Below are 13,823 nucleotides of genomic sequence, written 5' to 3' on the forward strand. Positions count from 1 at the left end.
TATGACGCACACTTTGATTTTGCTCCGACACGGAAACAGCGACTGGAACCAGAAGAACCTCTTCACCGGCTGGGTAGATGTTCGCCTCAGCGAACAGGGCGTTGGCGAAGCCAAGCGTGCTGGTGAACTTCTTGCAGAATCAGGTGTCCTTCCTGACGTTCTTTACACTTCTGTTCTTAGCCGTGCTATCCAGACGGCAAACCTGGCTCTCGACACTGCCGATCGTCTCTGGATTCCCGTTAAGCGCAGCTGGCGCCTCAACGAGCGTCACTATGGTGCTCTGCAGGGTAAGGACAAGGCTCAGACTTTGGCAGAGTATGGCCCCGAGCAATTCATGACCTGGCGTCGATCCTTCGATACGCCACCTCCTCCCATTGCTGATGACAATGAGTACTCTCAGGTCAACGACCCTCGTTATGTGGGCATCGATGGTGAGATTCCTGCAACCGAGTGCCTCAAGGACGTCATCGAGCGCATGCTTCCCTACTGGGAGTCCGACATCACCAAGGATCTCGCCGCTGGAAAGACCGTTCTTGTTACAGCACACGGGAACTCTCTGCGTGCCCTCGTGAAGCACCTTGATGGCATCTCAGATGAGGACATCGCAGAACTCAACATACCTACCGGTATTCCTCTGGTGTACAAGCTGGACGAGAACTTCCGCCCAGTTGGTCCAGCAGAGTATCTCGATCCAGAAGCTGCCGCAGCAGGTGCTGCTGCTGTTGCTGCACAGGGAAACAAAAAGTAGAACTTCAACGCCGAAGTTTTCTTCAATACCAGGCGGCTTTGTGCCGTTGATCACAACATCACCAGAAATTGAGGAAAAACATGAAGCTATTTGGTTGGTTCAGGAAATCAGAACCTGTCGTGGACATCACTTTGACCGAGTCCATCATTGTTCAGAAGTCGAAAAAGAATCCAGACACGTTGACCAAGAAGGAAATCGAAGCGCTCAAGAAGATTGTTGAGCGGGTCGAAAACACCAACTCTTTAACCAAGAAGTGACCAGGAAAACCTGGTCACTTCTTTGTTCAGTGTGTTACTTCGAGATCGTGATCACGTTCTTGGGAGCCAAACCGTTGTATTCAGGCTGGCCTGAGGTGAGAACAGGGACCAGAACGGTCTTCATGTCACCGTCTACTTCGAATGCAACCTCGAGCAGTCCACCAGGCTGGGTGTTGATGCCGCCGAGAATAATGCGATCTTCATCCTTGGTACCAAAGGAGGTGGGAACCTTAGCGTTGCTCGGAATATCGACGTGGCCATCAATAACGGTGTTGTCTGAGATAAAGCCAATGTGAAGTTTGACATCTTCACCTGAGCTGTTGACGGCGCTCAGCAGGAAGTTACCGGTCTTGCCGTTGTCGCTGATGATCATGAGGTTACGAAGGTCTAGACCGCCCACGTTGACACTGACACCGTCGCTGGGGTCGTAGGCAAGACGAGTTGCCTGGGGCTGGATGAGGTTACATCCTGCGGTACCCAACGCGACGGAAACTGCGAGTGCAGCAGCGACAAGAACACGAACCTTCACGGCGTAAGCCTCCCGAGCTTTGAGGCGGCCCTTGTGTACAGGTTTACCCGCCATTTCTACCCTTTGACTCTAGCGCATGGCTCGATTGAGAACCGAAGATGCAGCACCGCTCAGTGGGAAGCAGAGGGCAGAATTTAGTGTCAGATAGCCGTGGTAAACTAGGGGTTCAATACAAGGAGTCCCACACCTATGCAGTTCATTGTTGGCGAAACAGTTGTTTATCCTCACCACGGCGCAGCAAAGATTACGGAAGTAAAAAAGCGCGTTATCAAGGGTGACGAGAAACTGTATCTCAAGCTCCACGTTGTTCAGGGCGATCTCACCATTGAGGTTCCTGCAGAAAACGTTGACCTTGTCGGTGTCCGTGACGTTATCGGCAAAGAAGGACTTGAGCAGGTCTTCGAAGTTCTGCGTGCTCCTTTCACCGAAGAGCCCACCAACTGGTCTCGTCGATACAAGGCGAACCTCGAGAAGCTTGCTTCTGGAGATGTGATTAAGGTTTCTGAGGTTGTTCGTGACCTGTGGCGTCGTGACCAGGACCGTGGTCTTTCCGCTGGTGAAAAGCGCATGCTCGCTAAGGCTCGTCAGATCCTTATTTCTGAGCTCGCTCTGGCTAAGAAGACCGACGAAGAGCAGGCTTCTGAATTCCTTGATGGAGTTCTCGCGTCCTAATCACGCGAGAGGGCAGGCAAATTCAGCATGTCTGGTGACCTGCATATCTCCACAGCAGTCATTGTTGTCGCTGCCGGTAGTGGCACCCGTTTAGGTGCTGCGCTTCCGAAGGCTTTTGTCGACCTTGCAGGTCAGACGCTCTTAGAGCGCAGTTTGCGCTCTATCATCCTGCTGCCCTACCCCGTCCAGGTTGTCGTTGTAGCACCTGTCGACTTCGTCGACGCCGCCCACGTCATTGTGAACAAGGTTGCTCCGGGTTTGGAGGCGTTGGTTTCAGTGGTGACAGGTGGGTCTACACGTCACGAATCCGTTGCTGCCGGGCTGGCAGTTGTTGATGCCAGCGTTGAGGTTGTGTTGGTTCACGACGCCGCCCGTGCCCTCACCCCGACATCTTTATTTGCTGATGTTGATATGGCTGTGCAGGCAACTGGCGCTGGAATTGTTCCAGCGCTTCCTGTGGTGGATTCCCTCAAGCAGGTGGATGTCACTGGGGGTGTGCTCGGGATTGCCGACCGGGAACAACTGCGTGCAGCACAAACACCTCAAGGTTTCCCGCGTGCTGGACTTGATGCAGCCTATGCAGCCGCAGGTTCGTCTGACTACACCGACGATGCCGCAGTCTTTGCTGCGAATGGGGGAGCAGTGACCACCATTCCAGGCGATGAAGTTGCTTTCAAAATCACCACAGCATGGGATCTGAACCGTGCTCATCAAGTACTCGGTGGAATTCCCGATCGTCATCGCGTCGGCACTGGTGTCGACGTCCACGCCTTTGGAGAAAACGAGAACCTCTGGCTTGCCGGCTTGCACTGGCCAGGTGAAAAGGAACTTTCCGGGCACAGCGATGGCGATGCTGTCGCGCACGCCATCTGTGACGCACTTCTTTCTGCTGCCGGGTTGGGTGATATTGGTTCGCGCTTTGGCACTGACGACCCCGCCTATGCAAATGCCTCGGGAGAGGTGTTTATTCGCGGAACCGTCGCGCTGCTCGAAGAGAACGGTTTTGACCCCATCAATGTCTCCGTTCAAATTGTGGGAAATAAGCCTCGGTTTAGTCCGCGACGTGAGGAAGCACAAAAAGTGCTCAGCAGCTGGGTTGGTGCACCTGTCACCGTCTCTGCCACCACCACGGATGGTCTGGGCTTCACCGGTCGAGGCGAAGGTATCGCCGCCATCGCAACAGCCCTCGTTCGCCAGCGCTAAGGCGCTGCGCCGATAGGCTTGAAGAGTGAGCATGCGTTTATTTGACTCGAAGGAGCAAAGCCTTCGGGACTTTACTCCCCGTGTTGTCGGCGAGGTCGGGATGTACGTGTGTGGACCCACCGTGCAGTCCAGTCCGCACGTGGGACACTTGCGCAGCGCACTGGTCTATGACCAACTGCGCCGGTGGCTCACGCATGAGGGTTACAACGTCACCCTGGTGCGCAATGTCACGGATATTGACGACAAAGTTCTAGAAAACGCTCGTGCTGCCGGGGTGGAGCAATGGTGGGCTTTGGCATACCGCATGGAGGCAGAGTTCACTGCAGCTTATGACCTGCTGGGAATTCAACGCCCCACCTATGAGCCCCGCGCGACCGCAAGTATCCCCGAGATGATTGCCATTATTGAGCGCCTGATTGAACGCGGCCACGCCTACCCAGCACCGGGTGGTTCCGGAGACGTCTACTTCGACACCGCGAGCTGGCCAGCCTATGGTGAGCTCACCAATCAAAAGCCTGCCGAGATGGAAGCTGCAGCAGATGCAGATCCTCGTGGCAAGAAGGCACCCCAAGACTTCGCACTGTGGAAGGGCCACAAAGAAGGCGATCCCGAGTCTGCCTCCTGGTCTTCCCCCTGGGGGCGTGGGCGTCCAGGCTGGCATATTGAATGCTCGGCCATGTCCACCAAGTACCTCGGTAGTGCTTTCGACATCCACGGAGGTGGGCTCGACTTGCGCTTCCCCCACCACGAAAACGAACTTGCGCAGTCCAGTGCTGCCGGTGATGGTTTTGCCCAGTATTGGCTGCACAACGGCCTGGTCTCGGTGGGGGGTCAAAAGATGAGTAAGTCTCTGGGTAACTCCGTCTTTGCCAAAGACCTCCTCGACAAGGCGAAGCCTGTAGTTTTGCGCTACCTCTTAGGTTCAGCCCAGTATCGCTCCACGCTCGAACTGCACGATGGTGCCATCGAGGAAGCGAAAGCTTCCTTCGATCGCATCGAAGGTTTCCTCTCACGCACCCAGCGTGAGGCAGGACAGATCGGCTCTGCCGATGTTCCTGCCAGTTTTCGCGATGCCATGAATGATGACCTCAACATTCCTGCTGCGCTCGCGGTGGTCTTTGAGCTGGTTCGCTCCGGCAACACTGCCTTGGATGCCGGGGATTCTGCTACTGCCTCTTCACAAGCAGCACAGGTTGTGGCGATGTTGGATGTGTTGGGTGTGAACCCACTGGATGAACAGTGGTCAGCAAACTCAAGCCAGGGTGATGCAGCTCTCGAGCTGTTGATGACTGAACTTCTCGAAGCTCGTGCTGTGGCTAGAGCGAATAAAGATTTTGCAACCGCAGATCTTCTGCGTGAGCGTTTAGCTGCAGCAGGAATCACTATCGAAGACACCCCTAGTGGTGCACATTGGAGTTTCAATGGCAGGTAAGCCTCGGGCTGGAGCAGTCCGCAAATCAGGTAAAGGCCCCTCGAAGGGAACCGGTGGTCTAGGTCGCCGTGCCCTCGAGGGCAAGGGTCCTACCCCGAAGGCAGAGGACCGCGAGTGGCACCCCGCTGGAAAAGCAAAGATTCGTCGCGAAAAGCTTGCCGCGATGGGCAAGCTCAACCGCAACAACAAGGATGGTCAACGCAAGGCTGCGCCCAAGCGCAGTAAAGCTGCTGACGATACTGAGATCGTCACTGGTCGTAACTCGGTACTCGAAGCACTGCGTGCCAAGATTCCGGCAACAGCTTTATATATCGCTACGCGTATCGAGATGGATGACCGCGTGAAGGAAATGCTCGCCATTGCCACTCAGCGCGGCATCCCCATCTTGGAAGTGATGAAGCCTGAGCTTGACCGTATGGGTGGGTATGACTCAGTGCACCAGGGCGTTGCCGTCAAGGTTCCCCCTTACAACTACGCTCACCCCAACGATCTTCTCGAAGCAGCTTTCGAAGCAAACAAGACACCCTTGTTTGTGGCACTTGATGGCATCACCGATCCACGCAACCTTGGTGCGATTATTCGTTCGACTGCTGCCTTCGGTGGAAATGGCATCATTTTGCCTCAGCGTCGCTCGGTGGGTGTCACTGCTGCTGCCTGGAAAACCTCCGCAGGCGCGGCTGCGCGCCTGCCAGTATCCATGGCAGCGAACCTCACTGCAACTATCAAGTCCTTCAAAGACCAAGGTGTCTTTGTGATTGGTTTGGATGGCGGTGGCGACACCATGCTTCCTGGACTCGAGCTTGCTGACCGCCCACTGTTGATCGTGGTGGGTAACGAAGGTAAGGGGCTGTCCAAGCTTGTCACCGACAACTGCGACGCCATCGTCTCGATTCCTATTTCTTCCAGCACAGAATCACTCAACGCGGGTATTGCAGCCAGCGTTGCACTCTATGAAGTTGCACGTTTGCGTTCAGCATCCGTTTAGTAATTTCACAGAGTTCCCCTCTAAGGTAGTTCCAGCACGTGTGACTGACTGTCCACGTGTCCCCTCACATTTTGGAGAGTAACGAGAATGAGCACCGGAGCCCACGGCAACCGACCCACTCGAAACCAGCAGCGTGAAGCTGCTCGTGCAAAAGCTAAAGAACTTCGCGAACAGCAAGTCAAGACAGAGAAGCGTCGCCGCCTGTTCCTTCAAGGCGGTATTGGCTTGGGCATCATTGCCATCGCCACTATCTTCATCGTGACCTTGGCCACCTCCGGCCCCAAGGAAGGCCCACGTCCTGCCAACATGGCCAGCGACGGCATCGTGCTTTCTGGCTCTGGAATGGGTGCGATTCTCTCTGACGCGGGCGCTCCCGGTTCAGACCCCATTGCAACTACGCCAACTCCTGGATCCTCAACCGTGAACATTGTGGTTTACCAGGACTACCTCTGCCCTGCATGTAAGGCATTTGATGAGGCAAACGCTCAGCAGCTCCAAACACTTGTTGAAGCTGGGGCGGCAACTCTAGAACTTCACCCCATTGGTATGTTGGCTAACCGTTCGGCTGGAACCCAGTACTCGTTGCGTTCAACTGCAGCTGCAGCCTGTGTTGCTGAATACTCACCCAACACTTTCTGGGCAGTCAACCAGGCGTTCTATCTCAACCAGCCTCAAGAAGGAACCCCTGGTTGGAACGATGACGAGCTCAAGGCTCTGATTGCCAAGCAGAAGCCAGAGAACCAAACCAAGATTGATAAGTGCATTGCAGACCAGACATTTATCCCCTGGGCTAAGCAGGCAACTGACTATGCGCTCAACGGCCCCATGGCTGATGCAGCAAAGCAGTCAGGAGCTAACGGTGTGGGCACACCTACCATCTTGGTCAATGGCAAGGTCTACACCGGATCCATCGTGGACCCTAAGGAATTCCTTGCTTTCATTACCCAAGTTGCCGGTGACTCTGCATCGACGACACCCGCTACTCCTGCCGCAGGTTAGGATTAATGGGTCGTGAGGTGATCATCACCTCACACAAGCCGACTTGGCGCAATTGGTAGCGCACCGCTCTTGTAAAGCGGGGGTTGTGGGTTCGAGTCCCATAGTCGGCCCGTGTTAGACGAGCGTGATCGTGCCATTCTCGATTTCGAACGTGAATGGTGGGAACGCTCAGGCGCCAAAGAGGATGCCATCAGACAAACCTTCGGTTTGTCTCCGGCTCGCTACTACCAAGTTCTGGGCACGATTATGTCCTCTGCAGATGCACTCGCTTATGATCCTGAGTTGGTCAATAGGCTCCAACGCGTCAGGGAAGAACGTCACCGTTCCCGCCACAGGCGCGTTAACCCTGAATCTTCAGGCAAGAACTGAAAGAATACTGAGATGGCTGAAAAGAACGTGCAGGACATTTTTGATGATCTGGTGATCACATCAGATCGTCGCGGTGTTCACCGTGCTCCGAAGCGCCCCGGCGCTGGCTGGATTAAGTTTGCCTGGGCAGCTCTAGCTACTGGTGTTCTTGTCGTCGGAGGCGTGGGAACGTTGATTGTCTCCAGTGACAGCATCAGCATGAAAGATTTTGAGAGCATCTTTGCGCTGCCTACCCCAGCCGCCTCAGCAACACCTAAGCCCACGGCAGCACCAACAATCGATCCAGCATCTGTGGTGAACGTGCTCAACGCAACCGGCCAAGCTGGATACGCCACCCAAGTTGGTGACATGCTTGCCGCTGAGGGGTGGACAATTGGCGCGAAATCTAACGCGAGCGAAAACACCACAGAGACCTTCATTTATTACGGAAACCCTTCCTTGGAGGGTGCTGCACGAGGTGTTGCCCAGTCGCTGGGATACGGCACAATCAAGCTCACAGACAAGTACATTGAGAGCTCCGCCGCCATCACGTTAGTGCTCGGTTCAGATTACGTTGGCTAAATCGTTGCCATAATGCGACATTAATTGTGAGGTTAGGCTAACCAAACTTCCCGATTCACCAGTAGTGTGAGAGCAACGGCACAAGCGATTTGTGTGTGTCGGTTGGGATACTGCAATTGGAGTTACACATGGCCACTGGAACCGTTAAGTGGTTCAACGCTGAAAAGGGCTACGGTTTCATCACCGTAGATGGCGACGAGCAGGACGTTTTCGTCCACTACTCCGCTATCACCATGGACGGCTACAAGGTCCTCGAAGAGGGTCAAAAAGTAGAGTTCGAGGTTGGTACCGGAAACAAGGGTCCTCAGGCTGAGTCGGTTCGACTGGCTTAAGTCTCGTAATATTCGGGCACGCCCGAGCTAACGCCGTCCACCAATGTGGGCGGCGTTAGTCTGTGGTCGTGACTAAAACTTCGCGTACTCTCACTCGTGCTGTCGGAATAGCTGCTCTGAGCGCTCTTGCGTTTGGTCTGGTTGCGTGTTCTGGTGGATCTCCATCACCAACTACCCCCAGCTATAAATCCACGTATAAAGCACCTGCTCCCGTTGCTTATGCTCCGTTGACCGGGCTTGTCCTCCCCGAGGGCACCACGGTGGGGCCTGCACTGTCGGTGAAGATTTGTAACGTCTACAACTGTGAGCCACAAGATGGTCTTAACCAGAGTGATGTGGTTTTTGAAGAAATCGTCGAAGGTGGCATTACTCGCTATGTCGCCATTTGGAACTCGAACGTTCCTGCCGTGGTTGGCCCTGTTCGTTCATTGCGTCCCATGGATGCGGACATTGCTGCACCATTTGGCGGAATCATTGCGTACTCCGGTTATGGAGCTCAAGAAACGCGTGACTTGGCCGTCGACACTGGTTTGGTCAACGTCACCGAAAATGATCCAGCGATGTTCCGCAACGACTACAACGTCGCTCCCTACAACCTGATGCTGCGCGCTCAGGAGGTTATCGCTGCGAACCCCGGTCTTGCCCCACCTGCACAACAGTGGGCTTACTCTTCTTCACTGGCAACCTCCACGGCGGCATTGGATGGAAGCCCAGCTTCGTCTGTTCAGTTAGTGTTTAGCAACCAGTCTGACAACATGTGGACATACGACGCTGCGTCAGGCAAATATCTGCGCACCCAATGGGGCGGCCCCGACCTTGACCTCACCGGTGCTCAGCTGAGCACTAGCAACGTGGTTGTCATGAAGGTGAACGTGGACGAATTTGTGGGTGTTCCCCGCACCCGCATGGTTGATAGTGGCGAGATGTGGGTGCTCTCCGGTGGCAAGGCTGTCCACGGAACCTGGAGCAAAGCTGCAACTGCTGCGCCGATTGTCTTCAAGGGAGACAACGGTGTGACCGTGCGTCTGGCACCAGGAAACACCTGGATCGAAATGGTTCCCAACGATTCCTACGTTCCCGGTGGAAGCGTGACCATCAACCCCTAGAGCTGAACTGTGAGTTCTCTTTAGATAACCCCTGGCACATGCTGGGGGTTATCTGTTTCGCACTGAGCGTACACACTTGCACTCTGGTGCAGAGAGTGCCAATATTGAATTAGCACTCGAAAGAACTGAGTGCTAATCCTTTGCAGTATTCGTTACGTCCGGGAGGGACGAAAAACAACCATGGCAAAACTAATTGCTTTTGATGAAGAGGCACGTCGCGGTCTAGAGCGCGGTCTGAACATCCTCGCTGACACCGTCAAGGTCACCCTTGGCCCACGTGGACGCAATGTCGTCCTCGAGAAGAAGTGGGGCGCCCCCACGATTACCAACGATGGTGTGTCCATCGCTAAGGAAATCGAACTGGACGACCCTTTCGAGAAGATTGGCGCCGAGCTGGTCAAGGAAGTTGCCAAGAAGACTGATGACGTTGCCGGTGATGGAACCACCACCGCAACCGTTCTGGCTCAGGCACTCGTTCGCGAAGGTCTTCGCAACGTTGCTGCTGGCGCAGACCCCATCTCGCTCAAGCGCGGTATCGAGAAGGCTGTTGCAGCTGTTTCCGAGGAACTGATCAACAACGCTAAAGAGGTTGAGACCAAGGAAGAAATCGCTGCTACTGCATCTATCTCTGCAGCTGACCCCGAGATCGGCTCACTGATTGCTGAAGCGATCGACAAGGTTGGTAAGGAAGGTGTGGTCACCGTTGAGGAGTCCAACGCTTTCGGAACCGAGCTCGAGCTCACCGAGGGTATGCGCTTCGACAAGGGTTACCTCTCCGCATACTTCGTCACCGACCCAGAGCGTCAGGAAGCAGTCTTCGAAGACCCCTACATCCTGATCGTCAACAGCAAAGTTTCCAACATCAAGGACTTGCTGCCCATCGTGGACAAGGTCATTCAGACTGGTAAGCAGCTGCTTATCATCGCTGAAGACGTTGACGGTGAAGCACTGGCAACCCTGGTTGTCAACAAGATCCGCGGAATCTTCAAGTCCGTAGCTGTGAAGGCTCCAGGCTTCGGTGACCGCCGCAAGGCCATGCTTCAGGACATCGCCATCCTCACCGGTGGTCAGGTTATCGCTGAAGAGGTCGGCCTCAAGCTCGAGAACGTTGAACTCGACATGCTGGGTAAGGCTCGCAAGGTTGTAATCACCAAGGACGAGACCACCATCGTTGAGGGTGCTGGAGACGCAGACCAGATTGCAGGTCGCGTTGCCCAGATCCGCGCCGAGATCGACAACACCGACTCCGACTACGACCGCGAGAAGCTCCAGGAGCGCCTGGCTAAGCTCGCCGGTGGTGTTGCTGTCATCAAGGCAGGTGCAGCTACCGAGGTTGAGCTCAAGGAGCGCAAGCACCGTATTGAGGACGCTGTCCGCAACGCGAAGGCTGCAGTTGAAGAGGGTATCGTCCCCGGTGGTGGTGTTGCACTGATCCAGGCTGGCAAGACTGCTTTCGAGAAGCTCTCGCTGACCGGCGACGAAGCAACCGGTGCAAACATCGTGAAGGTAGCTATCGAAGCTCCTCTTCGCCAGATTGCACTCAACGCAGGACACGAGCCCGGCGTTGTTGTTGACAAGGTTCGTTCACTCAACATCGGCTGGGGCCTCAACGCCGCAACCGACGAGTATGTTGACCTGCTCTCTGCTGGCATCATCGACCCTGCGAAGGTAACCCGCTCTGCTTTGCAGAACGCCGCATCTATCGCAGCACTGTTCCTCACAACTGAGGCAGTTGTCGCTGAGAAGCCAGAGAAGGCTGCTCCACCTATGGGTGACCCCTCCGGTGGAATGGACTTCTAAGTCACACACCAACTAAAGAACGCCTCCCCGCCGATTGGGGAGGCGTTCTTTGGTTTAGTGCACTAACCGCGGAACATGCGCGCTGTAGCGAGCTCAATGTCCATGTAGTGCTGTGCTGCGAGGGAGAGTGCGTGATTGATGGAGCTGAGGTTCTCATCAACCCTGGCTGCTGTTGACCGCCACTCTGAAACCACTGCCTGAAATGCCGTGGCGGCAGAGCCGCTCCAAGAGCTTTGTAGGTTGGTCAGCTGAGCGTGCAGAGCGGTGACCTCAGACTGGATCCGGGCAATAGATTGTTGGGCTTGGACGCTCGCAGTGCTGACAGCATCGCTGTCGACATGAAACATGGGCATGACTTTCTCCTCCAGGATGTTCGTGATGGAAAGAGCGCATCCGATCCCTAAGCATGAGGGGGAGTGCTGCGGACCGGATGCGCTCTGGTGATGACGATAGAGCGCGAGAATATCCAGCCGTGGAGCCAGAGCTGCTTCTGTGGAGGAGTTAGAGCTCGGTAGGGGTGTGGACGACAGGCAGGCTGACGGAGAAGGTTGCCCCGCCACCCTTGGTTGCGGTGACCTTGATGTCTCCGCCATGTGCCTTCACAATCGAGGCCACGATGGCTAGTCCCAGTCCACTTCCGCCTGTCTCGCGCGCACGAGAGTTATCGGCACGATAGAAGCGCTCGAAGATTTTCTCTCGCAGTTGCTTCGGGATTCCTTCACCGTGGTCAACAATCGAGATGGTTGCATTCTTTGCCCCGTCGTTGTGAGAGACAACGAGTTCCAGGGGGGAGCCCACGGGAGTAAAGCGCAAAGCATTACCCATCAGGTTGGTCACAACCTGACGAATCTTGTTTTCTTCGGCTTGAATCTCAACAGAGTCACCGCTGACGGTGATGGTGCGCTCGGGGTCAAAAGCTCCTGCATCTAATGCTGCATCTTGGGCAACAGCAAGCAGGTCAAAGGTGCTGATTTCGAGGGGACGACTTTCATCCATGCGCGCTAGTTCCAAAAGGTCCTCAACCAAGGCACCCATGCGAATGGCTTCCTTCTCGATGCGGTCCATGGCTTGAGCTACATCTTCGGGTGTTTGGAGTGCACCCATGCGATAAAGCTCGGCATAGCCGCGGACAGAAACCAGGGGGGTACGCAGCTCATGGCTTGCGTCACCGACGAAGCGTTGCATTTGGTCAATAGTGCGCGCACGATCGGCAAAGGCGCGGTCAATGCGCGCAAGCATGATGTTCAGGGAGCGGTTCAGTCGCCCCACCTCGGTGTTGGTGGGTGCGCTGGCAGGCAAACGAAGGCTCAAGTTACCATCAGCAATTGCCACAGCTGTTTCTTCCACTTGGCGCAGCGGGGCAAAGGTTGTGGTCACCAAGAACCGTGTCAGCAAAGCTCCCACAATCACGATGGCAATCCCTAAGCCGAGGAAGATCGAGAGATAGGTGGTCATGAGTCGGTCCACGCTTGCGGTGGACAGTGCAACGACCACGGTGCCCAGTGTTCCGGTGGAATCATCGAAGGTGACGGGCACAGCAATCGCATGGAAGAGGGTGCGATTGTTTTCCGACTTGATGGGGAAGATGGCACCGTCAAGCGTTCCAGCCTGGGCAACAGTAATGCCATTGGGGAGGTCGGGACGGCTCGCTGCTGGCTTATCTGACCAGTTTTGCTCGAGCAGGATGCCGCTGGCGCTATAGACCGCGTAGTAGTAGTCCGTGGGGGCTGTTTGCTGGGTTGTACCGGTTTTACTCAGCTGCAACACACTGGATAGATCCTGCTCCACAGCCTTGAGCTGTGTATCCAGCTGTCCGATCAAGGCGGGCTTGAGCATGGCCATGGTTCCAATGCCCGAAACCAGCAATCCAATCGTCAGCAACAACACTGTGACGCCGGTCACCTTGGTGCGCAAGGAGATGGCGTTCCATGTGTCTGTGAGATTGAAAGGCATCACTAGCAATCTAAGCAGGTGAGGTGTGTAAATGCTGAAAGGGCGAGATCCCTGGGAGGGAGTCTCGCCCTTTCTTCTGGCGTTGGAGGCGCTGTGTTAGGAGGCTTTGGCAACCTTGAGCATGTAACCGAAGCCACGCTTGGTGGCAATTAGAGGCTCTGTGGAGACGGCATCAAGTTTGCGGCGCAGGTAGGAGACATAGGATTCCACGATTCCTGCATCACCGTTGAAGTCGTATTCCCACACGTGATCAAGAATCTGAGCTTTGCTCAGCACACGGTTGGGGTTGAGCATGAGGTATCGCAGTAGCTTGAATTCGGTGGGGCTCAGTTCCACGACGCTATCGTTGACAACGACTTCGTGAGTGTCCTGATCCATGGTGATCTCACCAGCACGGATGAGTGCTTCCTCGTCTGCTTGCATCGTGCGGCGCAAAATCGCCTTGATGCGAGCGACGATCTCATCGAGACTAAATGGCTTTGTGACGTAGTCGTCTCCGCCGACGGTGAGACCCGTGATCTTGTCTTGGGTGTCATCTTTAGCAGTGAGGAAAAGAACGGGTGCGGTGTATCCGGAGGAGCGCAAACGCTTCGTCACGGAGAAACCGTTCATGTCTGGGAGCATGACGTCGAGGACGATGAGGTCAGGTTCTTCTGCCAGAACTGCAGAAATCGCTGCGGCACCATTTCCGACTGCCTGAACATTAAACCCGGAGAAGCGAAGGCTGGTGGTCAGCAGGTCGCGAATGTTGGGTTCGTCATCAACTATGAGGATTTTTGGATTTTCCATGCCTCTAGTATCTGACTGTTTCCTGAACGTAACCTGAGAGTTTTTAGGAAGGCAACTGTGCGCAGCCTGTGGACAGGTGTATTCCCAG

16 protein-coding genes and 1 tRNA gene are annotated in these 13,823 nt (G+C 55.1%); 13 read left to right on the forward strand and 4 right to left on the reverse strand.

Annotated features, from left to right (window positions below):
* Position 1: 1 nt before the first annotated feature.
* Together AURUGA1_RS01395 and AURUGA1_RS08035 are read left to right on the forward strand one after the other, a co-directional pair.
* The gene (locus AURUGA1_RS01395; RefSeq protein ID WP_114128548.1) at positions 2-748 is read left to right on the forward strand and encodes a phosphoglyceromutase; all 747 of its coding nucleotides are present in this window, start codon (positions 2-4) and stop codon (positions 746-748) included.
* Between the two features lie 80 nt (positions 749-828).
* Entirely contained in the window at positions 829-1,005 is a 177-nt protein-coding gene (locus AURUGA1_RS08035; protein ID WP_162784025.1) for a hypothetical protein, read from the forward strand.
* 34 nt (positions 1,006-1,039) lie between these two features.
* Here AURUGA1_RS08035 and AURUGA1_RS01400 read toward each other — a convergent pair whose 3' ends face one another.
* Positions 1,040-1,588, reverse strand: coding sequence for a hypothetical protein (locus AURUGA1_RS01400; RefSeq protein ID WP_114128549.1), 549 nt, complete (start codon positions 1,586-1,588; stop codon positions 1,040-1,042).
* Positions 1,589-1,723: 135 nt separating this feature from the next.
* On the opposite strand from AURUGA1_RS01400, the gene AURUGA1_RS01405 reads away from it, so the two are divergent.
* The 11 genes from AURUGA1_RS01405 (at position 1,724) to groL (ending at position 10,993) form a co-directional block, all read left to right on the forward strand.
* Positions 1,724-2,206, forward strand: coding sequence for a CarD family transcriptional regulator (locus AURUGA1_RS01405; protein WP_096382189.1), 483 nt, complete (start codon positions 1,724-1,726; stop codon positions 2,204-2,206).
* A 27-nt stretch (positions 2,207-2,233) separates the two neighbouring features.
* Positions 2,234-3,409: a 2-C-methyl-D-erythritol 4-phosphate cytidylyltransferase gene (gene ispD, locus AURUGA1_RS01410; protein ID WP_114128550.1), complete on the forward strand. Its 1,176-nt coding sequence runs from the start codon at positions 2,234-2,236 to the stop codon at positions 3,407-3,409.
* A 25-nt stretch (positions 3,410-3,434) separates the two neighbouring features.
* On the forward strand, positions 3,435-4,841 hold the full coding sequence (gene cysS, locus AURUGA1_RS01415) for a cysteine--tRNA ligase (protein WP_114128551.1): 1,407 nt from the start codon (positions 3,435-3,437) through the stop codon (positions 4,839-4,841).
* Positions 4,831-5,826 (forward strand): 23S rRNA (guanosine(2251)-2'-O)-methyltransferase RlmB, encoded by a 996-nt coding sequence (gene rlmB / locus AURUGA1_RS01420; protein ID WP_114128552.1) that lies wholly within the window; start codon positions 4,831-4,833, stop codon positions 5,824-5,826. The genes cysS and rlmB overlap by 11 nt, the downstream gene beginning before the upstream one ends.
* 87 nt (positions 5,827-5,913) lie before the next feature.
* Positions 5,914-6,825, forward strand: a complete 912-nt coding sequence (locus AURUGA1_RS01425) for a thioredoxin domain-containing protein (protein WP_114128553.1) — start codon at positions 5,914-5,916, stop codon at positions 6,823-6,825.
* 37 nt (positions 6,826-6,862) lie between these two features.
* Positions 6,863-6,935 (forward strand) — tRNA-Thr (locus tag AURUGA1_RS01430).
* A 1-nt stretch (position 6,936) separates the two neighbouring features.
* Positions 6,937-7,194 carry a DUF3263 domain-containing protein gene (locus tag AURUGA1_RS01435; RefSeq protein ID WP_114128554.1) on the forward strand — a complete coding sequence of 86 codons (258 nt, stop codon included), beginning with the start codon at positions 6,937-6,939 and terminating at the stop codon, positions 7,192-7,194.
* A gap of 12 nt (positions 7,195-7,206) precedes the next feature.
* Positions 7,207-7,755, forward strand: coding sequence for a LytR C-terminal domain-containing protein (locus AURUGA1_RS01440; protein ID WP_114128555.1), 549 nt, complete (start codon positions 7,207-7,209; stop codon positions 7,753-7,755).
* Between the two features lie 128 nt (positions 7,756-7,883).
* Entirely contained in the window at positions 7,884-8,087 is a 204-nt protein-coding gene (locus tag AURUGA1_RS01445) for a cold-shock protein (protein WP_096382174.1), read from the forward strand.
* A gap of 68 nt (positions 8,088-8,155) precedes the next feature.
* Positions 8,156-9,193, forward strand: a complete 1,038-nt coding sequence (locus tag AURUGA1_RS01450) for a DUF3048 domain-containing protein (RefSeq protein WP_162784026.1) — start codon at positions 8,156-8,158, stop codon at positions 9,191-9,193.
* Between the two features lie 180 nt (positions 9,194-9,373).
* On the forward strand, positions 9,374-10,993 hold the full coding sequence (gene groL / locus AURUGA1_RS01455) for a chaperonin GroEL (RefSeq protein WP_114128557.1): 1,620 nt from the start codon (positions 9,374-9,376) through the stop codon (positions 10,991-10,993).
* A 62-nt stretch (positions 10,994-11,055) separates the two neighbouring features.
* On the opposite strand, the gene AURUGA1_RS01460 is transcribed toward groL, so the two are convergent.
* The 3 genes from AURUGA1_RS01460 to AURUGA1_RS01470 form a co-directional block, all read right to left on the reverse strand.
* The gene (locus tag AURUGA1_RS01460) at positions 11,056-11,346 is read right to left on the reverse strand and encodes a WXG100 family type VII secretion target (protein ID WP_114128558.1); all 291 of its coding nucleotides are present in this window, start codon (positions 11,344-11,346) and stop codon (positions 11,056-11,058) included.
* A gap of 148 nt (positions 11,347-11,494) precedes the next feature.
* Positions 11,495-12,946: a cell wall metabolism sensor histidine kinase WalK gene (locus tag AURUGA1_RS01465; RefSeq protein WP_114128559.1), complete on the reverse strand. Its 1,452-nt coding sequence runs from the start codon at positions 12,944-12,946 to the stop codon at positions 11,495-11,497.
* 96 nt (positions 12,947-13,042) lie between these two features.
* A complete protein-coding gene (locus tag AURUGA1_RS01470) occupies positions 13,043-13,735 on the reverse strand; it encodes a response regulator transcription factor (RefSeq protein WP_114128560.1) in 693 nt (230 codons plus the stop codon).
* Positions 13,736-13,823: the final 88 nt, after the last annotated feature.

The sequence above is a fragment of the Aurantimicrobium sp. MWH-Uga1 genome (assembly GCF_003325955.1).
Classification (GTDB): domain Bacteria; phylum Actinomycetota; class Actinomycetes; order Actinomycetales; family Microbacteriaceae; genus Aurantimicrobium.